The organism is Bacillus sp. FJAT-28004 (genome assembly GCF_001280845.1).
Lineage (GTDB): Bacteria > Bacillota > Bacilli > Paenibacillales > Paenibacillaceae > Pristimantibacillus.
Genome location: NZ_LGHP01000002.1, coordinates 1,006,565 through 1,028,402 on the forward strand (window position 1 = coordinate 1,006,565; position 21,838 = coordinate 1,028,402).

22 protein-coding genes are annotated in these 21,838 nt (G+C 44.2%); 20 read left to right on the forward strand and 2 right to left on the reverse strand.

Annotation, left to right across the window (positions count from 1 at the left end; translation table 11 throughout):
* Window positions 1-875 precede the first annotated feature (875 nt).
* The 13 genes from AC787_RS35450 to thiI all read left to right on the forward strand — a co-directional run bounded on the left by AC787_RS35450 (window position 876) and on the right by thiI (window position 14,895).
* On the forward strand, window positions 876-1,454 hold the full coding sequence (locus AC787_RS35450; RefSeq protein ID WP_414731007.1) for a methyl-accepting chemotaxis protein: 579 nt from the start codon (window positions 876-878) through the stop codon (window positions 1,452-1,454).
* A 152-nt stretch (window positions 1,455-1,606) separates the two neighbouring features.
* A complete protein-coding gene (locus tag AC787_RS26440; protein WP_063847674.1) occupies window positions 1,607-3,388 on the forward strand; it encodes an HSP90 family protein in 1,782 nt (593 codons plus the stop codon).
* Window positions 3,385-4,440 (forward strand): hypothetical protein, encoded by a 1,056-nt coding sequence (locus tag AC787_RS26445; protein WP_054027929.1) that lies wholly within the window; start codon window positions 3,385-3,387, stop codon window positions 4,438-4,440. The genes AC787_RS26440 and AC787_RS26445 overlap by 4 nt, the downstream gene beginning before the upstream one ends.
* Before the next feature lie 61 nt (window positions 4,441-4,501).
* The gene (locus tag AC787_RS26450) at window positions 4,502-5,413 is read left to right on the forward strand and encodes a prenyltransferase (protein WP_054027930.1); all 912 of its coding nucleotides are present in this window, start codon (window positions 4,502-4,504) and stop codon (window positions 5,411-5,413) included.
* Window positions 5,414-5,442: 29 nt separating this feature from the next.
* Window positions 5,443-6,171 (forward strand): DUF6081 family protein, encoded by a 729-nt coding sequence (locus AC787_RS26455; RefSeq protein ID WP_054027931.1) that lies wholly within the window; start codon window positions 5,443-5,445, stop codon window positions 6,169-6,171.
* Between the two features lie 23 nt (window positions 6,172-6,194).
* On the forward strand, window positions 6,195-7,598 hold the full coding sequence (locus AC787_RS26460) for a sensor histidine kinase (RefSeq protein ID WP_054027932.1): 1,404 nt from the start codon (window positions 6,195-6,197) through the stop codon (window positions 7,596-7,598).
* The gene (locus AC787_RS26465; RefSeq protein WP_054027933.1) at window positions 7,591-8,289 is read left to right on the forward strand and encodes a response regulator transcription factor; all 699 of its coding nucleotides are present in this window, start codon (window positions 7,591-7,593) and stop codon (window positions 8,287-8,289) included. The genes AC787_RS26460 and AC787_RS26465 overlap by 8 nt, the downstream gene beginning before the upstream one ends.
* An 84-nt stretch (window positions 8,290-8,373) precedes the next feature.
* Window positions 8,374-9,084 carry a TIGR02206 family membrane protein gene (locus AC787_RS26470; protein ID WP_054027934.1) on the forward strand — a complete coding sequence of 237 codons (711 nt, stop codon included), beginning with the start codon at window positions 8,374-8,376 and terminating at the stop codon, window positions 9,082-9,084.
* A 51-nt stretch (window positions 9,085-9,135) separates the two neighbouring features.
* A complete protein-coding gene (locus AC787_RS26475; RefSeq protein ID WP_054027935.1) occupies window positions 9,136-10,740 on the forward strand; it encodes a DUF2339 domain-containing protein in 1,605 nt (534 codons plus the stop codon).
* Window positions 10,741-10,910: 170 nt separating this feature from the next.
* A complete protein-coding gene (locus AC787_RS26480) occupies window positions 10,911-11,513 on the forward strand; it encodes a nitroreductase family protein (RefSeq protein ID WP_054027936.1) in 603 nt (200 codons plus the stop codon).
* Between the two features lie 240 nt (window positions 11,514-11,753).
* The gene (locus AC787_RS35235; protein ID WP_054027937.1) at window positions 11,754-12,431 is read left to right on the forward strand and encodes a lytic transglycosylase domain-containing protein; all 678 of its coding nucleotides are present in this window, start codon (window positions 11,754-11,756) and stop codon (window positions 12,429-12,431) included.
* Window positions 12,432-12,523: 92 nt separating this feature from the next.
* Complete coding sequence (locus AC787_RS26490) at window positions 12,524-13,672, forward strand: cysteine desulfurase family protein (protein WP_054027938.1); 1,149 nt, start codon at window positions 12,524-12,526, stop codon at window positions 13,670-13,672.
* Between the two features lie 2 nt (window positions 13,673-13,674).
* Window positions 13,675-14,895 carry a tRNA uracil 4-sulfurtransferase ThiI gene (gene thiI / locus AC787_RS26495; protein WP_054027939.1) on the forward strand — a complete coding sequence of 407 codons (1,221 nt, stop codon included), beginning with the start codon at window positions 13,675-13,677 and terminating at the stop codon, window positions 14,893-14,895.
* Between the two features lie 110 nt (window positions 14,896-15,005).
* On the opposite strand, the gene AC787_RS26500 is transcribed toward thiI, so the two are convergent.
* The gene (locus tag AC787_RS26500) at window positions 15,006-15,701 is read right to left on the reverse strand and encodes a TerC family protein (protein WP_054027940.1); all 696 of its coding nucleotides are present in this window, start codon (window positions 15,699-15,701) and stop codon (window positions 15,006-15,008) included.
* Between the two features lie 139 nt (window positions 15,702-15,840).
* Between AC787_RS26500 and AC787_RS26505 the strand changes: the two genes are divergently transcribed.
* The 7 genes from AC787_RS26505 to AC787_RS26535 all read left to right on the forward strand — a co-directional run bounded on the left by AC787_RS26505 (window position 15,841) and on the right by AC787_RS26535 (window position 21,186).
* Complete coding sequence (locus AC787_RS26505) at window positions 15,841-16,503, forward strand: TerC family protein (RefSeq protein WP_054027941.1); 663 nt, start codon at window positions 15,841-15,843, stop codon at window positions 16,501-16,503.
* Window positions 16,504-16,670: 167 nt separating this feature from the next.
* Window positions 16,671-17,153, forward strand: a complete 483-nt coding sequence (locus tag AC787_RS26510; protein WP_054027942.1) for a hypothetical protein — start codon at window positions 16,671-16,673, stop codon at window positions 17,151-17,153.
* Window positions 17,154-17,192: 39 nt separating this feature from the next.
* Window positions 17,193-19,034: a translational GTPase TypA gene (gene typA / locus AC787_RS26515; protein WP_054027943.1), complete on the forward strand. Its 1,842-nt coding sequence runs from the start codon at window positions 17,193-17,195 to the stop codon at window positions 19,032-19,034.
* A 180-nt stretch (window positions 19,035-19,214) separates the two neighbouring features.
* On the forward strand, window positions 19,215-19,526 hold the full coding sequence (locus tag AC787_RS26520; RefSeq protein WP_054027944.1) for a YlaH-like family protein: 312 nt from the start codon (window positions 19,215-19,217) through the stop codon (window positions 19,524-19,526).
* On the forward strand, window positions 19,523-19,795 hold the full coding sequence (locus tag AC787_RS26525; RefSeq protein WP_054027945.1) for a hypothetical protein: 273 nt from the start codon (window positions 19,523-19,525) through the stop codon (window positions 19,793-19,795). The genes AC787_RS26520 and AC787_RS26525 overlap by 4 nt, the downstream gene beginning before the upstream one ends.
* 17 nt (window positions 19,796-19,812) lie before the next feature.
* Complete coding sequence (locus AC787_RS26530) at window positions 19,813-20,862, forward strand: LCP family protein (RefSeq protein WP_054027946.1); 1,050 nt, start codon at window positions 19,813-19,815, stop codon at window positions 20,860-20,862.
* A gap of 81 nt (window positions 20,863-20,943) precedes the next feature.
* Window positions 20,944-21,186 (forward strand): hypothetical protein, encoded by a 243-nt coding sequence (locus tag AC787_RS26535; protein WP_054027947.1) that lies wholly within the window; start codon window positions 20,944-20,946, stop codon window positions 21,184-21,186.
* Between the two features lie 39 nt (window positions 21,187-21,225).
* On the opposite strand, the gene AC787_RS26540 is transcribed toward AC787_RS26535, so the two are convergent.
* On the reverse strand, window positions 21,226-21,765 hold the full coding sequence (locus AC787_RS26540) for a YhcN/YlaJ family sporulation lipoprotein (RefSeq protein ID WP_054027948.1): 540 nt from the start codon (window positions 21,763-21,765) through the stop codon (window positions 21,226-21,228).
* Window positions 21,766-21,838 lie beyond the last annotated feature (73 nt).

Sequence of the window (21,838 nt, forward strand, 5' to 3'; positions counted from 1 at the left end):
CATTGCCCGCTAACATTGATGAACTAGAGACTCAGCTTATTGAAATGGATAAGAAATATCCGCCGGCAACGGAAGATGTTCCTTTATATGCGAATCAGATCGGTGTTCTTAAGCTTGCATTAGAAAACTTGAACAAGACGGATACCGATGTCTCAGGATTGTCTTCAGATGAGAAATCGCTCCGCATAAGCAATCTAATTAGCGTATATACCGTCATTCTGAGCTATTCGAACGATATGATGAACGAGCGCTTAACCGAAGATGCCAACTCGACGCAGAAGCTTTTAGATAGAGACATATCTAGTGCCAACCTTATTGTGCTTATTAATGTCATTTTGCTCGCTCTACTGCCTGCCATTATGATTTTTGGTATTTCACAATCGATCAGAACAGGTCTTGTAGGCATTACGAAAAGAATTAAGCTATATGGCAATAATGATTTTACAAATCAAGAAAAACTCGTTCGCTCCGACGAATTCGGCGATATCGACCAGGCCTTGGCCAATATGGGCGATCAGCTGAGAGATACGATTAAAGCTACGCTTGAAGTGAGCGAATCGGTACTTCATGTATCAAATAATATGGATAAAATGATTGGAATCAACCGAAAAGCATCGGAGGATGTGAACGGACAGGTTGAACTCGGCAGAAAAATTTTACTATCACAATATGACGATGCTTCATCCATTTCGGCAGTTACGGAACAAATCTCTGCGAGCTCTGAGCAAATTGCAGCTTCGAGTGAGTATATAAACAATGATATGCAAAATATGAAGCAATCCTCTCATAACGGCACGCAGCAGATGGCTGGCGTTGTTCTGATGGTAAATGAAACAGTGGACCAGTTTACAAAGCTGACTGAAGCTTTTGAAACGATGAATGAACGATATAACAATGTCTCTAAGTTTTTGAATGGTATCCAGGATTTAAATACACAGACAAATTTATTGTCACTGAATGCATCCATTGAGTCGGCAAGAGCGGGTGAGCATGGCAGAGGTTTCGCGGTCGTTGCGGATGAAATTCGGAAATTATCCAGTCAGACTAATATGATCTCGAAGCAGATTACGAAGGAACTGACACTTATCCAAACCGACGTAGCAGCAAGCAGCCGTACGATAGGAAGCTTCGCTAGTGTCATTAACACGACGCGTCAAGCCTCGGAAACGGCAAGCAGCACGTTCCAAGCGCTAGAATCGCAGAGCAGCATGCTGTCAGACCAAGTGAGCGAAATCTCCACTGCCATTAGTGAAATTACAACCGGCATGACACACATCGTATCCGCGGTAGACAAGCTGCTGACTACATCATCGGATGTGAATGGCAAAATGGAGCATATGAGCGAGCTTTCTGTTAAGCAAAATGATATTTCCGATGATTTGCGCACGCTTGCGGAGAAATTATCTCTTTCCTCCCAAGATTTGAAGGAGAAAGCTTCTGTTTTCAAAGTGTAAGGGGGAATAAACAGTGAAGTGAGAGCAGGCAGCATCCGTATCATTAGGAGGCTGCCTGCTTCTTTGTGTAGATAAAGAAGGATAAGCGTATATCATGCCGAATCAATGAATGGAATAGACGAATACATGACAGATCCACTATGGGAGACAATATGAGCGATATGAATTTTCAAGTTAATTTACAAGGGATGATAGAGCTTCTCTCGAAGCATTTGTATTCAAGCCCAGGCGTGTTCATGAGGGAATTGCTGCAAAATGGCGTCGATGCGATTACAGCTCGCAAACGGCTGGGACACCGCTTTGATGCACGCGTAACGGTTGAAATTTACGGTTCTCGAACGATTGCCGTTCACGATAATGGGATAGGCTTGTCCCAATCCGAAATACAGCTTTTTTTGGCCCAAATCGGCAGCACCTCTAAGCGAGAGGATTTGGATTCATCGGATGACTATATTGGACAATTTGGCGTAGGCTTGCTCTCCTGCTTCGTTGTGAGCGGCGAGATCGTTGTCATTACACGTTCCGCACTGGAAGGAGATACTCTAGAATGGCGTGGGCGGCCAGATGGCACGTACACGATTCGGAAGCTTGAGAAGGATGCCCCAATCGGAACAACCGTATTTTTAACATGCAAGGAAGGTTATGAGGACTATTACGAATGGGATCGTGTTATGGAATTAATGAGTCACTACGGCCAGTTCCTGCCCGTTCCGATCCATTTATCCGAAGGAAAAACAGATGTGATTATTAACGAGGATACTCCTCCGTGGTCCATGAATACAAAAGATGCTTTGACATATGGAGAAAATCACATGTATCAAACCTTCCTGGATGCGATACCGTTAAAGTCGGTTATTGGTGAGCTTGAGGGGGTCGCCTATATTCTTCCTCATGCTGTTAGCCTGCAAGCAGAGAAAAAACATAAGGTGTATGCGAAGCGAATGCTGCTGTCAGACCAAGTCCATAACATGCTTCCAGATTGGGCTTTTTTTGTTACGTGCATCATGAATACGAACGGTCTTCGACCAACAGCGTCTCGCGAGTCGTTTATGGAAAATGAGCTTTTTCATACGGTAAAGGATGAAATCGGTTTAAATATTAAACAACATATGATTCATCTTTCAGAATCAAACCCTGAGTTATTCGGGAAAATTATTATTATTCACTCTGCTTCCATTAAAGCAATGGCTGCCGAAGATGATGAGCTCTATCGCTTGTTTATCCGTTTCTTGTCCTTTGAGACTTCATTTGGGATGATGAAGATGGGTGATATATTGGCACAGGACATGCGTATCGTTGTATCTTCTACGCTTGATGAATTCCGTCAAGTGGCACGCGTTGCCAAAGCGCAAAATGTAATGGTTATCAATGGCGGTTATGTCCATGATTTTGAACTTGTTCGCAAGCTGTCCGAGCTGGATGAGAATATCGAGGCGTTAGTTCTGGATCCGATTAATTTCTCGAACTTTTTCCAATCGATCACATCCGCTGAGCATAAAAGCGTTCAGTCTTTTCTGGAACTCTCAGATCAACTGCTAGCCCCGTTTCAATGCAGGAGTGTAGTGAAACGTTTTGAACCAGTCGATTTAGCGGCACTTTATAATACGAATAATGAAGTGAACTTTCTGCGAATGGCAGAGCAAACGAAGGATGCAGCAAATGATTTGTTCGCAGACATTGTAGATATTGTCATCCATGAGCTGTATGAAGTTCCTTTTGCGACTATTTGCTATAACTTTAATAACCTGCTTATACAGAGGGCAATGACTTGTCAGAATGCGGATATGCAGAAACTATGCATAGAGACCGTTTATACGCAGGCCTTGCTGCTTGGCCAGTATCCACTCGGCCCCGAAGAGCTCAAATTAATGAACCATTCGTTTATGCAGGTGCTTGAAATCGGGCTCAGTCAGGCTGGTGATCGGAAGTTATGATGCAGAGATATGATCTATTGCAATCCGAGGCTTGGGGTTTGCCGCAGGGGAAACAGAAGCTAGCGGTTCTTGAAGAAGCGATCCGAATAGCTGATTTGTATATGACGAAGGAAGATTCTTATTACGCCCGAATGTCTTATTCTGAGGCGGCACTTGACTCGGGGTACCAAGAAAGGTTTCTTGTTACGTTTGCCTGGTGCTTAGCTCAGTTTGAAAAAGACCCTGCTGCCTATTCAAGCTTCTCTATCATTTGGCATTATAAATGGTTTATTAATCAAATTTGGCGGTTTCCGCAATTTGGAGAAGCTCAAATCACTTCCATTTTTAATGATTTTAAGGTGAAATGCTTACAATACGGTCACAGCCTGCGCCCTTATTATCAATGTCTTCATCGGTACGCGCTTTCTCGAGGTGATCAAGCAGCAGCTCAAGCCAATTATGAGCTATGGCGCAAAACACCAAGGGACGGTATGTCAGATTGCAGCGCCTGCGAGCAAAATGGCTTTGGCTACTATCATTTTACAGCTGGGAGATACCGGCGCGGATTGCAATTGATGAAGCCTATTATGGACGGCCTCATGACTTGCAAATCTATTCCCCAAAATACATACAGCCATTTGCTTCTCCCGCTGCTTGAGACGGAACAAGCGGAAGAGGCTGTTAAAATGGCAAAGAAGGGTGCAAGGTTGTTAAAGGGCCCCGGTTACTTAAGTGAATACGGCAGCTTCCTTGCTTATTACACAGCAAAGGATATTCATAAAGCCGCCAAATGGTTTGAGCAAACAGTCCAATATGCACTGGATACAAAAGTAGGATGGGATCGTTTCTTGTATATGATCTCAGCGAGAGCATTTCTTCAGATGTGGCAGGCGAATAAACGTCGGAGAAAACTAAATGTTAGCAGTGATATTACGTACGAGATGATTGTAAGGGATACCGAGCAGTTGGCGAGTGCTTTTGACCAGAGAAATCATAATCATTATTGCACAGAGCTGCTCAAACAGAAGCTTAAACAAGTTCAGAAACTGAGCCATTTTAAATCCATGAGTTGACGTAAAGCAAATGGAAGTGGTTCAATTGAACGATCGACATCAGAGAGGGCAGTGGCATCTTATGTTTGAACAATTTATGAAAGCATCCAGGCTAAGAGTTATTCCTGTTATGCTTATTCCTGTAGCGTTAGGTGCGCTTGGGGCTTTTGTTTGGAATGGCATTTTCGATCCTTTTTTATTCATCATCACCTTAGTTGGGGCAGGAACGGCTCATTTATTTTCTAATATGATTAATGATTTATGGGATTATTATAATGGTACGGATTCGGCCGCTCAATCGACGGAAGGTGCAATTGCGACCAATTCTGGCTATTTAACAAAAGGGACTTGGAGCATTCGCACCTTTGCAGCTGTAACATGGACATTATTTGGCATTGCGGCGATTTGCGGCGTTATACTTAGTTTAACCAGCGGCTGGCCGGTGCTCGTATTTGGCGGGCTTGGGGCGTTGATCGCTTATTTCTATGTAGCTCCACCGATTCAATTCGGATATCGCGGCAAAGGCTACAGTGAAGTGGCGATTTTGATCTCCTTTGGCATACTGCCTGTCGTGGGTGCGTATTTCGTACAAACGTCACAGTTAGATTATCGCGCATTATTGCTATCGCTGCCGATAGGACTTTTGACTACCCTTATTTTGTTCAACCATCATTTCTTGCACTGGCAGGCGGACCGACAAGCAGGGAAGAGAACATTAGTCGTGGTTTGGGGAGAAAAAAGAGCGCTTTTATTTTCACGAGTTCTGCTTTTTCTCGCCTATATCACACTTGTCATTTGCGTAGCGGCGGATGCTTTGCCCGTTTACGCGCTGCTTGCTTTGCCGACGGCAATTCCGCTTTATTTGGTTTATGGCAGGTTATCCTCGAGCAATGCTTCAACTGCCTATGTACCGCTTATGGCAGCTTCACTGAAGGCAACGATGCGATGCGGAGCGATTTTAATCGTTACTTTAATCATTCAAGGGCTTATTTAAAGCATACAACTTAGAAAGAGGTCATGGAAATGGAGAAGCAATGGACTTTAGGAGATTTTCACACGATTCTAAATGAAGGAGAAGTTTGGAAAATCGGTGGTTTTCCTTTGCAAGACGGAACCTTTTGGCAGTACCGTGAGCCGAATGCCGTTGTCATTGTACGTAACGGTTTATTATATGTAAGAGCGCCACTTAGCCGCTCGAACGATCAAATTCAAATTCTTGATAATGCAAAACATATGTATTATTCTGCTGAACCTGTCCTTGTGCCTGAGTCAGGTGAGATCAGCTTCGAGCTTCAAATTCGCGCACGCACGCAAAATACAGCACAAGATGATCTTTATGATGGTTTTGTTTCTTTGAATCTGCTTGATTTCACAACGGGCGGAGCGCTCGATTTCTTTGCGGGAAATGACAAATATGCGAGTGTATATGCCGTACTTCCTTTTCCGGGAGTAAAGGTGCCTGAGACGGATAATACGAGATATTTCTGTGTATTTAAGGAAGATACGAATTTTGAAGCACGGGAGTTTAATACGTACAAAATTACGTATAACCGCACAAATGATGAAGTTGTGTTTTATGTGAATGGCCAAGAGGTGCGGAGAGAGAGAAACGTTCCGGTTAAGTTCAATCAATTTATCGTTGCTTTAGGTATTATGACTGAAAAGGATTTGACGCCGGAGGGCAGCGTATCGGTACATGGCCAGACTGTTATTGGAGAATGGTCTCCGATAACGATTGAAATAAAAGAGTAAAGCTGTTGTGAAGGAGCTGCGTTATGCTATTCGTTCTTATTGCTTTGTGGGCTATTGCAGCCATTATATGGCTCTCCGATCGGCGAGCATCCGTTAATCATTGGTTAGGCGCTGTAGCGTTTAGCGGAGGAGCTGGTGCGCTTGCTGCCGTACTTGACATGCAATGGCTGCCAGCTGCAGCGGAAGCAGGAATGAATCAAGTAGCGCAGCAGCTGCTTTACCGCCTGCAAGCGTTCTCCTCGTTGACCTCATACTACGGCTTGCCCTATTCCTTTGCGCTGTTTGCTATTGCCTACAAACCGGTTCGGCTTCCAAAACGTCTGCAGCAGCTTTTGCCCTTCTTACTGTTAATTCCGATTGTTTTATGTATTGTGTTTACACCTTTCTATACAACGGTATACCCCATCTCGTTCAAAATCGTCGTATGGTGGGCGGTACCCTATATTATGTATGGGGCGATACAGGTGCTGCTTAAGCGGCAGCTGCACGCGTCTTTTTCTCGCACGCATTGGATTATCTGTTCTACGGTGCTTCCGCCGATCATGTTCTGTATGATAATGAATTACGTATTTCCAAGTTTCGGAATGCTGCGGATGTGGGTCTATAATACCTGGATCGTTGGTTTAGCCGTTACTGTATTTGTTATTGCGTTGTTCACATATGGCTTTATGGGCGTACGGGTTAAGATCGATCGCCGCAGGTACGACTCCACGCTCAGAGCAGTCACCTCGGGAACGGCAATTCTTAATCATGCGATCAAAAACGATGCGGGAAAAATGCGGCTTTTTTCGGAGAAAATGAAGGCTTATGCTATCGAAACGGATCAGCAAGAGCTGCTAGCGGATGTTGAAACGGTGCTGAACGCGTCTCGCCATATGCAGGAAATGCTCCAGCGGGTTCATCGCCGAACAGAGGATTTGGTGCTGCGTGTTGAAGGGACTGATATCGCAGCGCTTATCGAGAAGACGATGGAAGGGTATGCCCAAAGTCTGGGCAATATCAAGCTGCAAAGCATGTTAAACGAGGGCTGGAATTGTCGCATCGATCCAGCGCAAGTAGGCGAGGCATTAGGCAATATTATAGCTAACGCTTTGGAGGCTATGCAAGGCAAAGGAGTACTGTCTATCCTGTTAAGCGAGACCAAAAGAGAGCTTGTTATTGAGATAAGAGATACGGGTCCGGGCATGAATAAAAGTGAGATAACGAAGGTATTAGAGCCATTCTATACGACAAAAAGCGGCAGCGACACAAATTTTGGGCTCGGACTGCCTTATGCATACCATGTTATGCGCAAGCATAAAGGAATGTTAGGTTTACGAAGCGTGCCAGGTGTTGGAACTTCGGTCTACATGACTTTTCCGAAACGAAATGTTCACGCCACGAAAATAGATGTAAATCTTTCGAAGGGGAGAGAAGCAAATGGATAATATCCAGGTGTGGATCGTAGAGGATGACCGTGATTGGCTTCGCGGTCTTATCGCCTATTTAAACAAGGAGCCGGATATTGAAGTGGTATGGACTGCCAGTAGGGCTGAAGATGTTAGACAAGCGCTGCTTGAAGGGAAACAGCAATCCGTGCCTGCTGATGTGGTATTGATGGACATCATGCTTGAAGGAAGGCCGGAGGGTGTTCTACTCGCCGAGGAGGCAGCTATAGCAACCGGAGCTAGGGTCATCATGCTTACGTCAATGGAGGAGAAGGAGCTCATCTTTCGATCTTTCCAAGCTGGAGCCATCGATTATCAAATCAAATCTGATTTTGAAAGCTTGCCGGATGCTGTACGATCGGCTTATCGCAGTCAATCGCCAATTAATGCAGCTGTAGCAGAGCGGATGCGTGAGGAATTCCGCCGACTGAAGCAGATGGAACGCGAGTTCGAGGCGAAGAAGCTAGGCGATCTTATTACGCCATCGGAGCTGCAGCTGCTCGATTTAATTGATCAGGGATATACGCAGCCGCAAATTGCCGACAAGCTGGTTGTATCGATTCGCACAGTCAAAAACCATGTCAATCATATATTGAAAAAGCTGAATCTAAGCGGATCACGCGAAGCGGCAAATAAGGCCAAAGAGATGGGCTTATTTCATAAGAATAAAGACGAGGATAGTACCATGTAAAGTTGGTACTATTTTTTTTATGTCATTTTTCACAAAATAGACATTAGAAGATCGCTTACAAAAACAGATTGGAGGGCTATAGCGATGGATTTCGAAATGTTCTCGGCTGCGCATTTTGGGGGTTTGGCGGTACTTGTTATCGTAACGGTTTGTATGATTGTTTTCCGGAAGCGTATGGGTGAGCCGAGAATTAACAAAAGTGTACGGATTGGGCTGGCCATTTTGTTGTTATGCTGTGAGCTCTCGCTTCAGCTTTCTTACATCCTAAATGATAACTGGGGTGTAGGCTCGCTGCCATTCCAGCTTTGCAGCTTAATGCTTTTGGTTAGTGCGGTCGTGCTGCTTCGGAATCCGAAAAATCTGTATGATGCTTTATTTTTTCTTGGGAGTATGGGAGCGTTGCAAGCGCTGCTAACGCCAAATTTAGATGAAGCATTTCCACATTTTCGTTATTTTCATTTTTTTATAGCACATATCGCAATCATAAGCGCAGCCTTGTTTATTGTCGTTGTGGAGCGCTATCGACCTACTTTTGGTTCTGTAGTGAGGGCTCAAATTTGGCTGCATGTATTGGCTATCCCGGCAGCGATCACGAACATGGTAACGGGGAACACAAACTTTATGTTTTTGGCGAGAAAACCCGGAACAGCCTCCTTGCTTGATATGCTTGGTCCTTGGCCTTGGTATTTGATTCAGCTGGAAATTATTGCTTTTGCTATATTCTGCTTGCTATATGCGGCTGTTAGGTTGGTCGATCGTTTGATACAAGTTAAACCAAGCAACTCAGCGCAATAACACATTGACTTGGTTATTTATAAGTAGAGAGTAGGTGCGGAGGTGAAAGAGATGAAGGAAATGGTAAATAGACACTGGACTTCGCTGCTTGGGGTATTGTTCGTCATGGCTGCTTTTATTACGTTGTTCAAATATTCAATGGACCAAGGCTGGATTACCGAGTCGATAAAAATTGGTTTTGGTTTGTTAAGTGGAGTAGGTGTGGGCGCTGTAGGCTTGAAGCTTGCAAGCCGGATGCCGCGCAATCCGATTTGTGAAATCTTGATTGGTTTGGGAGTTTGTATTTTATATGCCACTTTTTCTTTTGCGGGCATTTTTTATCGGGTGTGGGACCCGATGACCATTTTACTTGGAATGAGTTCAGTAACCATTGGAATTTCAGTGTACGCTTACAAGTTCATGTCAAGGCTGCTAATGAATATAGCAATGCTGGGCGGTCTATTATGTCCGCTGCTTATGCGACCGGAAACAGATCAAGTATTTGCTTTGTTTCTTTATCTGCTTGTATTGAATGTTGCTTTCCTTTTTCTTAGCATCTCACGGAATTGGCATGAGCTTCGTATCGTAAGTTTCATCGGATCATGGCTGTTATATATCGTTTATTTTATTCACTATAATCCATCGACAGAAGGCTTTTGGAGCATGCCGTTTCGATACGCACTCGCTGCCTTCCTATTCTATACAATTGGACTTATGGTCTCTTCATGGAGCAATAAGTTATCCTTTGACGGTATGGACTTGTACGTGAACGCGATGAACGGCATCTTGTTCGGATTTTGGGCGCTTTTCATTTTAAATGGTGAAATAGCTTATGGATACATACTCGCTTTTATCGGAATCGTTTATTTAATCGGTGGTTTCGTTATTTATTTATTAACAAACAAGATTACGCCTTCTTCTGCAGTCTTCTTCCTTGGCGGCTTTCTGTTGATTCTCGTGTCGGTTAGCAGTATTGGAGGAGGTTATGAGTCAAAGCCTTTAGTTACGGTGCTGCTATGGGGCTTCATTGCGGCGATTGCAGGAGCAATCGGTCATATGAAGCGTTGGCTGCTGCTCAGCATTAGCTCGCTAGCCATCTGGTTTGTTGTCGGATGTTATTGGTATGCGGTAACTTGGGACACTCCGCGCGGCGAGTGGTTCGGGATGTATATCCCATTTTTGAATTGGGGAGCTGTTGCTTGGATGGTGCTTGCTGCACTCGGCTTCTTTTTTTCAAGGCAGCTTGTTATTCCCCATTTCTCTGATCAAGCAAACCGGATGCTTAGCCGCGTTTATGCACTGTTATCCCATTTCATCGTTGGTGGATTATTGACCAGGCAAATTGAAAATATATTTACGGAATATATGCATGAATCCGCTTCTAATTATTTGGGTTTGGCGTTGTCAGTCTCATGGGGCTGCTATTCGCTTCTGCTTATTTTGTGGGGAGCTTATTATCGCGAGATGCTGTTCCGGTGGTTCGGTTCCGTGGTGCTTGTTATTGTTGCAATCAAAGCGATATTTATGGATTTAAGCGGGCAAGAGGCACTTTATAAAGTGGGCGTATTGTTAATTCTGGGAGCCATCTCGTTTTTTATTACATGGATAAATGGCAAATGGCGTATAAGGGATGGAGAAATTCAGGACAAAGGTGAAGAGGCGGCTACAGAATCATAATTATGAACACAAGGGGAATAATGAATCTGTTGATCTTGACAATTGAGTTTGAATATAATAAAGTTACTTTCTAAAAGTAATTAAATTAATTGAAGTTGTAGTTGGCTTCTTAGGTTTATGCTTAAGTTCAATCGAAGAAGACACACAACATCTGAGAGGCAGGAGAACCAATGACATCACAGGCTTTTTTGGACGCAGTAAGTAAAAGACGCTCGATTTACGGTATTAGCAAGGAGGCCGTTATCTCCGATGACAAAATTGTAGAATTGGTACAAGAAGCGGTCAAGCATACGCCATCATCTTTTAATTCGCAGAGTACACGAGTAGTCGTATTGCTGGGAGAAAATCATAATAAATTGTGGGATATTACGACAAATACGCTTCGCAATATGGTTCAAGCAGATCAATTCGAGCCTACAGAGCAAAAAATGGGAGCATTCAAAAGCGGATACGGTACTGTATTGTTTTTCGAAGATAAACAAGTCGTTGATGGCTTGATGGCAAACTTCCCGGCTTATGCTCACAACTTTCCGATCTGGTCGCAGCATACTTCCGGCATGCATCAATTCGTAGTGTGGACAGCACTTGAAAATGAAGGTTTCGGCGCTTCACTTCAGCACTACAATCCGCTCATTGATGAAGAAGTAAAAACAACATGGTCTTTACCTGATTCTTGGCAGCTGATTGCACAAATGCCGTTTGGCAAACCAACAGCAGCACCAGGCGAAAAAACGTTCCAACCGATCGATGAACGCGTGAAAGTATTTAAATAAGCACTATTTTAAATATTAGAATTAAGCAAAAGATCGTTCCAATTTATTGGAGCGGTCTTTTTTAAATGCTGCATATAGCAATTTTTTATATTCGTGCTTTAAACCTGCAAATACCTTTATAATAAAATGGAAAGGATCCTTGAGGGGAAACTGGCTGTTTGCTCTAAAAACATGTACAATTAAAACCGATATACTTAATGTACACACGACAAATATACATAATGATACAGCTAGGAGGACATGATGAGTATTGACCCTCGGATTATAAAAACATTATTGCAGCTTCAGCTTTCACCAAGCATAGACCTACAAGCAGCCTCTAATCCGCTGCAAGCGACTACAGGCGATGGCTCGGCATCCTTATTTGATACTCTTTTATCCCAATATATGTCCGATACTTCTTCTGAAAATAATGCTTTGGCGCAAGTCATGCCAGCAGATGCGCTCTCACAGCTGAGTTCACTTAGCGGCTTGACTAATATGTCATTTAGCAGCGAAAGCGTGTCTGATAGAGCTCCATCTGCTTATGACGAGCTTATTCAACAGGCGTCAGCCAAATATGGTGTAGATTCTTCTTTAATTCAAGCGGTAATCCAAACCGAATCCGGCTTTAAAGCGGATGCGCAGTCGGGTTCAGGTGCTAAGGGACTCATGCAGCTAATGGACGGAACGGCGAGAGGACTTGGCGTTAGCAATTCATTTGATCCCGCCCAAAATATTGATGGCGGAACAAAATATTTATCGATGCTGTTGAACAAGTATAATGGTAACGAGCAGGTTGCTCTGGCTGCTTACAATGCAGGGCCGGGCCGAGTGGATCGTGCAGGAATACGAACGAACGAGCAGCTAATAGAAAATCTTGAAGCGTTGCCGGAAGAAACACAGCGCTATGTTGCCAAGGTGCTTCAAGCCAAGTAGAACGACAGCAATAAGATCACGATTTAGCGAACCGTCGTACAGGCGTGAGCGATCGATGATCTTTTTCTTTTTGAAAAGGAGATTATACAACTATGTTATATTTTGATCATTGTGCCTCATCCCCGCCGTATGAAGAAGTCGTACAAACGATGATGGAAGTGATGAAGTCGCAGTATGCGAACCCTTCATCACTCCATCGTGCGGGCACCGATGCAGATAAATTGATTGAGCGCTCGCGTGCCGTTCTATCCGAGCAGATGCAAACCTCAAAGGGGAAATGGGTATTTACTTCGGGCGGCACGGAGTCTAACAATATTGCGATAAAGGGTGTGGCTCGCCAGTACGCTGGACGGGGCAAACATCTGATAACGACGCAAATTGAACATGCTTCCGTTTACGAATCTTTTGCGCAGCTCGAGCAAGAAGGCTTCAGGGTCACTTATTTGCCAGTAAGCAAGTCGGGGCATGTAGAGATAGAGCAATTGGAAGCGGCCATTACAGATGAGACGATTCTCGTAAGTGTGATGCATATCAACAACGAGATCGGTTCGATTCAGCCAATCGAGAGCATTGCAAATTTGCTCAAACGTTATCCAAAGGTCATATTTCATGTGGATGCCGTGCAGAGCATCGGGAAGCTGCCGATTCATTTGGAGAATTGGGGCATCGATTTGCTTAGCGGTTCAGCGCATAAGCTGCGAGGGCCTAAAGGTGTAGGTTATTTGTACGTTCGTGATGGCATTACGCTGTACCCTTTGTTTACTGGAGGCTCGCAAGAGTATGGACATCGTGCTGGAACGCAAAACGTGCCGGCTATTGTTGCGTCAGCGAAGGCGCTGCGCATGTCGCTTGCTTCGATGGAGCAAAGACAAGGGCGAATGAAGGTGCTCAAACAGCAGCTAATTACGCTTATCGAGCAAATTCCAGAGCTGAAGCTGAATGGAGCGGAACCGGCAGCTTCCCATATTATTCATTTCTCATATCCGGGAATGAAGCCTGAGGTTGTCATTCATATGTTAGAGCAACGTGGTATAATGGCTTCAACGAAATCGGCCTGTTCTTCAAAGGATGACAAGCCGAGCCGCGTGCTTCTTGCCATTGGTGCAAGTCATGAGCAAGCGAGCGGTGGCGTTCGAATTAGTTTTGGGGATGAGCATGAAGAGCGAGATATTACAGCCTTAGGAGCTGAACTGCGTCATGTTGTCGCACAACTTAAGCCGCTTGAGAGGAGATTGACTTAACTTTGTTTTATGATCAGATCGTGCTCCGTTACGGAGATTTAATGGTAAAAGGAAGAAATCGGAATAAATTCGAGAAGCGAATGCTTGATCAGGTAAAGCAAGCATTAATTTCTTACGATAATATTACTTATTTCAAATCGTTTGGTCGACTTTACGTCAAGCTGAATGGACACGCTTATGAGCCTATTGCGGATCGCTTGAAGGATTTGTTCGGCATTGTTTCTTTAAGTCCGGTTGTCAGCACAGAGGCTGATCTTGAGAAAATAAGAGCAGCGGCGCTTGCTCTTATGCAGTCTTTGCCAGAGCAGCCGAAAACGTTCAAAGTGAGCGCGAAACGTGCTTGGAAAGAGTTTCCTCATACTTCGCAGGAAATGAATCACTTGGTGGGCGGGCATGTACTGCGTGCGATGCAGGGTCTTAAGGTAAACGTCAGCAAGCCAGATATTGAGCTGCGGGTAGATATTCAAGCGGAAGCGACTTACGTATTCTACGATGTCATACCGGGCGCTGGCGGGTTTCCGTTTGCATCGAATGGCAAAGCTATGCTGCTGCTGTCTGGAGGCATTGACAGTCCTGTAGCGGGCTGGCTCGCTTTACGCAAAGGCCTTGAAGTGGAGGCTGTACATTTTCACAGTTACCCATTCACAAGTGAGCAAGCTAAAGATAAGGTGATCGAGCTCGCTAAGCGTTTATCCTATTTCAGCGGTGAGCCGATTAAGCTCCATCTTGTGCCGTTTACCGAAATTCAAACGACAATAGTACAAGCGAAAAGCGACAACCTCATCATTACGTTAATGAGAAGAGCAATGCTTCGGATAACAGAGCAGCTGGCGGAGCGTAATGGGGCAAATGGGATTGTTACTGGCGAGAGCTTAGGCCAAGTGGCGAGCCAGACGCTGCCGAGCATGAATGTAATCGGACGAGCAACGGAGCTGCCGCAGCTTAAGCCGTTAATTATGATGGACAAGCATGAAATTATTCGGATGGCGGAGAGAATCGGAACGTTCGAAACATCGATTTTGCCTTTTGAGGATTGCTGCACATTATTTTTGCCTAAATCGCCAAGCACGAATCCGAATCTTCGGATCGTCGAGAAGATTGAGGCTTTAATTCCTAATTATAATCAATTGCTCACTGCCGCTGTTGAAGGAACTGAGGAAATTCTGTTGTCACCACAGCTTCAAACCGCTGCCCTAACAGCAGGAGAAGATAGCTGGTTCTAATTTTAGCGGAAACCAAGTTATGAATGAAGAAGCTTTGCAGGGCGTATGTCTCCTGCAAAGCTTCTTTTTTTATCACTATTATTTTACTAAGCCTTTTTCAATACTCTTCCTTAGTGGGATTCACTATCTAATTGTTCTGCTTTTTGTTTTTTACGTTTATTGGTCAATAAACCAGCTACGATTGTAAGGATAACCACCACGATAACAAAGGACCAAAAAATGAGTTGATTCTCGAAAAAGTGTTTAAACGATTTTTCATGAGTAATCATCTTCGCAGCGGTGTATGCAAGAACTGCTGAACCTACATAAACGATCCAATTGTAGCGATTGATTAGCTTGATGAAGATCGTACTGCCCCATACAACGACAGGTACGCTGATGAGAAGCCCGAGAATAACGAGCAAAGTGTCTCCATGGGCTGCACCGGCAACCGCGATTACGTTGTCAATGCCCATTGCCGCATCGGCAATAATGATTGTTCGTATCGATTGCCAAAGCGTATTACCCGATTTTATGCCATCATGTGCATCTTCTTGTACGAGAAGCTTGTATGCGATCCATACTAAGAGAAGGCCTCCAATAAGATTTAGCCAAGGAACGTTTAGAAGTTGAACAACAAGCAAAGTGGCGATGATTCGTATGCCAATAGCTCCAACTGTTCCCCATAAAACGGCTTTCTTTTGTTGCTCCTTAGGTAGGTTTCGTGCTGCCAGCCCAATAACAATGGCGTTATCTCCGGCCAATATAAGGTCGATGAAAACGATGGTCAGCAGGGCGGAGAAAAACTCGACAGAGAACAGTTCCATAAGTAATTTCCACCTTCCATAAAAAGGAATATCTTGAGGTCTACAATAAATACGTTTTACAGTGAAGAGTGATTCAAAAATTTTTTTGGACATATTCCTCACAGCTTGTTCATACAGCTGATTAGAGGGGGTATGTATCTTGGACAGCCTTATTATATTTATCGAAATTGTATTAATTAATGTATTGCTTAGCGGAGATAATGCAATTGTTATTGCCATGGCAAGTGGTCAACTGCCGCCAGAGCAGCGTAAACGTGCTGTATGGTGGGGCGCAATGGCTGCAGTAGGCTTAAGATGTCTGTTGACTTTGGTTGCAATTAAACTGCTACAGGTGCCTTTTTTGCAAGCCATTGGAGCGTTGTTGTTGTTCTACATAGCGGTTAAGCTGCTTGCAGAGGCAGGCAGTCAACAGGAAATGCATACAGTGAAAAAAGCGAAAACGATTGGTCAAGCGATTTGGACAATCGTTGTAGCTGATTTCGTGATGAGTCTGGACAATGTTCTTGCAATTGCAGCGGTAGCTGAAGGGGATTCTGTTCTTATTTTGCTCGGAATTGCGCTAAGCATACCTATGATTATTTGGGGAAGCCAGATACTGGGAACTCTTCTGCAAAGATTTCCTGCTCTTTCCTATATTGGGGCTGCATTACTTGCATATGCAGCAGGTGGCATGCTCATGCATGACCCTGGCATGGATCAATGGCTGTTCCACGGATCAAAAACGCTTGCTGAAGCGATTCCTTTGCTTTGCGTCCCGCTTGTCATCGCACTTGCAATTGTCAAAAAAAAGGCGGTTTTATAAGGATTATGACTTGCTCCGTTCACGCAAAATATTGCTGAACGGTTTTTTTTTGTTCAGACCCTCGCAACGTACTGGTATTTTTGTCTCAGTTCCTATAAACTAATATAGATAAAAACTGTCGTCTTTCGTCAACATATGCGAATGACGCTGTAAGGAGCGGAACGCGAATGCCTAATAACAAATATTCCGCTGGAATCATTTTGCTGTTAGCCGGGGTCGTTATTTTGTTGGGCAAGTTAGGTGTATTCAGCTTTCTGGGCGCAATCTTCTGGCCGCTGCTCGTCTTAATTCCCGGCGTGCTTCTGCATGTACTCTACTTCGGCAGATTAGTTCCGGCGGTCGTGCTCGTCCCAGGTGGAATGCTCGTCGTATATGCCCTGCTGTTTGTCGTTTGCAACCTTTTTGGATGGGATAGTATGAAATATTTGTGGCCGCTGTTTATTTTTGGAGTGGCAGCTGGTCTTTACGAATATTATTTGTTCGGTTCATCCAGACCGCGTGTTGTACTCACGGCATCGATTGCGCTTGCTGCCGCATCGGCTGTGTTTGTCATTCTTGTGCTTTTGTGGAGCTGGGGGATTTATGCGATTGCTGTTGCGTTAATTGCAGCAGGTGTTTGGATGATGCTAAGCAAACGCAAGCGTTGGTAAAAGATTTAAATAAAAAACAATTGGAGTGGATTACAAGTTATGCAAGCAAGAGAGAACTTACGGAATATCGCAATTATTGCCCACGTTGACCATGGTAAAACGACATTGGTTGACAAACTGCTACAACAATCAGGCACGTTTCGCGATCATGAAGCAGTGCAAGAGCGCGCAATGGATTCAAATGACATTGAGCGTGAACGCGGTATTACGATTTTGGCAAAAAACACAGCAATCAATTACAAAGACTATTTGATCAACATCGTTGATACGCCTGGACATGCTGACTTCGGTGGCGAAGTTGAGCGTATTATGAAAATGGTTGACGGCGTTCTTTTGGTTGTTGATGCGTTTGAAGGCTGTATGCCGCAAACAAAATTCGTTTTGCGCAAAGCGCTTGAATCGAACCAAACACCAATCGTTGTTGTAAACAAAATTGACCGTCCAAATGCAAGACCTCAAGAAGTTGTAGATGAGGTTCTTGATCTATTTATTGAATTAGGAGCAAATGACGCGCAGCTTGAGTTCCCAGTTGTTTATGCTTCTGCATTGATGGGTACTTCAAGTCTTGATCCAGAGAAGCAAGATGAGAACATGGAAGCACTTTACGAAACAATCGTAAGCAACATCCCGTCTCCAACTGAAGACACGGAGCAACCGTTGCAATTCCTTGTTACTTTGCTTGATTACAACGAATACCTTGGTCGTATTGCAATCGGTCGTGTTAACCGCGGCATGATTAGACAAGGTCAAACCGTTGCAGTTATGACTCGTGAAGGCGGAATTAAACAAGCAAGAATCGAGAAACTATTTGGTTTCGTAGGTTTGAAGCGTGTTGAGATCGAAGAAGCTGGAGCGGGCGATATCGTAGCGATTGCCGGTATCCGTGAAATCAACATCGGAGAAACGATTGCTGATCCACAAAATCCAGAAGCGTTGCCGGTTCTAAAAATCGATGAGCCAACACTTCAAATGACTTTCCTCGTAAACAACAGCCCGTTTGCAGGCCGTGAAGGAAAATGGGTAACTTCCCGTAAACTTCGTGAGCGTCTATTCAAAGAGCTTGAGACAGACGTAGCACTTCGCGTTGACGAAACAGACAGCCCGGATGCTTTTGTCGTTTCAGGTCGTGGCGAGCTTCATCTTGGTATTCTTATCGAGAACATGCGTCGTGAAGGCTTCGAGCTTCAAGTATCCAAACCTGAAGTAATCATTAAGGAAGTAGATGGTTCGAAGGTAGAGCCTTACGAGCGTCTTCTTATCGATTTGCCTGAAGAGAGCATGGGCGCAGTTATGGAGAGCCTAGGAACTCGTAAAGCAGAAATGATTAACATGATCAACAACGGCAACGGTCAGGTTCGTCTTGAATTCAAAATCCCTGCTCGTGGTTTGATTGGATACCGCACACAATTTTTGACATTGACACGCGGTTACGGCATTATGAACAATGCTTTTGACAGCTACGGTCCACTAGCTGGCGCTGGCGTAGGCGGCCGTCGTCAAGGCGTGCTTGTGGCAAGTGAGAATGGTGTATCGACGTTCTACGGCATGATGGGCGTAGAGGATCGTGGTATTCAATTCTTGGAGCCAGGTACAGAAATTTACGAAGGTATGATCGTTGGCGAGCACACTCGCGAGAACGACATCATTGTAAACATCTGTAAAGTAAAACAACTAAACAACATTCGTTCTGCAGGTAAAGACGATACTGTAACATTGAAGAGCCCACGTCTATTCTCACTTGAGCAAGCACTTGAGTACTTGAATGATGATGAGTATTGTGAAATTACACCTAAGACTATTCGTCTTCGTAAGAAAATTTTGAACAAAAGCGAGCGCGAGCGTGCGGACAAAAACCGTAAAAATGCTCAAGCAAGCGTGTAAGATCAGATTTCTAAATGAACGTAAGGTTTTGCTCGTGCAAAGCCTTACGTTTTCTTTAAAATATAAGTGGGATTATAAGTTGCTTAACTTATAATCCCACTTATATTTCACAGTGTTACTCGTGCTGTGCAACTAAAGTGCGGCGAAAGCCGTTTACAATCAATGAAGGAGGAATGCGGTATGCAAGCATGGCTAAGCGATCATAAGTTAGTCTCTTATTTGATCATTCTGGGTTTTACGATATACATATTCAATAAAGTATTTCGTGCACAGCAAAAGCTTCCCTTATTAAAAGAAATTTTAGTGTATGCATTGATTGCCTTCGGTTCTTTCGTTCTAATGATTTTACAGGTGGATAAGCTGCCGATCATTCAATGTATGGGAGTAGCGGTACTTATGATGCTTATGCTCCGTGGTCGTCAATTGTACGACAAATGGAAGGGCAATAAACCAAATGACAGTCAATCTCCAAATGCGGAATCTGGCAAATGAAGTTCGAGGACGCACTATTCAACTGGCTACAAATTAAGCTGGTTGCTGATGCTCGTCCCGATGACAATGCAGCATTTGAGACACTATCGTTTTTTGAGCAAATATTAACTGAGGATCATGGATTGACGGAATACGTCATAACGAAGACCGACGACACGATGATACATGTGAAGTATGAGAAGGATGGCCGTACCAAGCTTCAGCTTTACCCCCGTGAGCTGGGCGAACAGCTCCTAACGGATATAGAATCCAATCCCAAATACAACTGAACTTGAAGGTGGATCATATGAGTAAAGGATCAACAGCATTACCACCAAGAACGGGCTCTCGTCCACCAGCAAAACCCAAAAAACAAAAGCCGCGAAAAAAACGATCGGTAATGAAAATCTTTTTTTTATTGTTGTTTGCAATACTTCTCATCGTAGCTGCGGGTTTAACTTATTTGGTATTGCAAGCGGATAAAGCCATAGATGAAATCTCATCGCCAGTTGATAAAGAAGTCGTTATACCGCCCGGAGAGGCAGTAAATGAGAAGGCAGTAGCCATGCTGCTGATGGGCATTGACGCGCGTGCTCATGGAGGCGGTTTAAATACCGACGTTATGATGGTGGCTGTATTTAATCCCAATTCGAAGACGGCAACATTGGTTACGATTCCTCGGGATACTAACATCGATGTAGAGGGATATAGAGCGCGTAAAGCCAATAGCTTTTATGCTGATTTTTATATGAATGCGCTCAATAAGAAGAAATTAAGCAAAGAAGCAGCTTATGCAGATGCGAAGCAAGAAGTGCGCAACGTAATGAGTGAACTATTTGACATCGACATTAAATACTCAGCAGTCATTAATTTCCAAGGATTTGCAGATGTGGTGGATGCGATTGGCGGCGTGTCAGTGGATGTTGATATGCGTATGAAATACAAGGACTCCGCTGATGGTACAAATATCGATTTGGAACCAGGAGTTCAAACGTTAAGTGGTGAGAAAGCATTAGACTTTGTTCGTTACCGCAAGTCCAATAATGGGAAAAATATGTCAAGCGACTTCGAGCGCAATGCACGGCAAAGCCAAGTTATCGGAGCACTAACGGACAAGATGAAATCATTTGACGGTGTTACGAAGATTGGGTCTGTTATGCAAGCAGTAGGGAAAAACTTGACGCTGGATATGCCTTCCAAAGAAATTAAAAATATGATGACCACATATTTGGGCTTAAGTCGCGATGATATTACGTTCATACCTCTTGAAGGAACTTGGAGAAGTCCTTATGTTTATTTGGACGAAGCGAAGCTGAAGGAAGCAAAGGCTGCGCTCCAATCAAAAATGGCTGAATAACCGTAGACTATAGTTAATATTATAGCTATAATAAATCTACAGAGGCCATTTTTGAAATCTGTTCAGAAGGAGGTCATGCGAATGACCAATACCGTATCCTTAGTATCCGAGCTACCGATCGAAGTTTTGCATAAGCAATCTATCGTTCTATTGCACAAGATTGATGCGGTTTCTGACGGGCTGGCCTTGAACTTTTCGAGTGGGCTCATTGCGATCAATAACGACGTGTGCTTGTCCACTACCCTTGCGTGCGAGGAGCCGAATACGAATATTGCTGCGAACACCTTTGTTGTACAGGTTCTCGCAGCTATGAAGAAAGCCTAGTGATAGCTCACTAGGCTTTTTGTGTCTTGAGGGAGGCTTTTACAATTTCTTATTCATTTTTGGAGCTACCTGTTTCTCGAGTTCCTGAGGGATGACGTCACGCGGCATTTGTGGAATTAACCTGCCGATAATATCGGCCATCTCCTCGGCAAAGCCGGATATCGGTTTGCCTCGTCTTATATCGGCGCCGATTTCATTGATTCTCTGGGACATATCGATATCCGCGGTTACAAGTGCATCTATGCCATATGGATCTTTGTGGAATGCTTCGGCTACGGCATATTTGATTGTACCGACTCTTGAACGCTCCATCTTGGCGTCAACATCGATGCCAACAATTGCAGTATTCCCGAACACGACACAGTGCGCGTTCGTTACTCCGTCAATTCCTTTGGCCAACTGCTCCAGATGTACCGCAACCTGCGCCGAGTTTTTGATTTCTTTTTTCCTTGGCTCAGTTTGCTGCGTATGGACACGGCCATCATTTCGTGGAGAGGGTGATGTTTCATTACGTGCGACGGTGCTGCAACCTGTCGCTACAATCACAACAATGATCGCTGAAGTAAGCCATTTGTACATGTTTGACACCTCTTTTTTCTCGATGAAAAGCTGATAGTCACCTGTCCGCCATAGTTTACCCGCAGCAGCGATA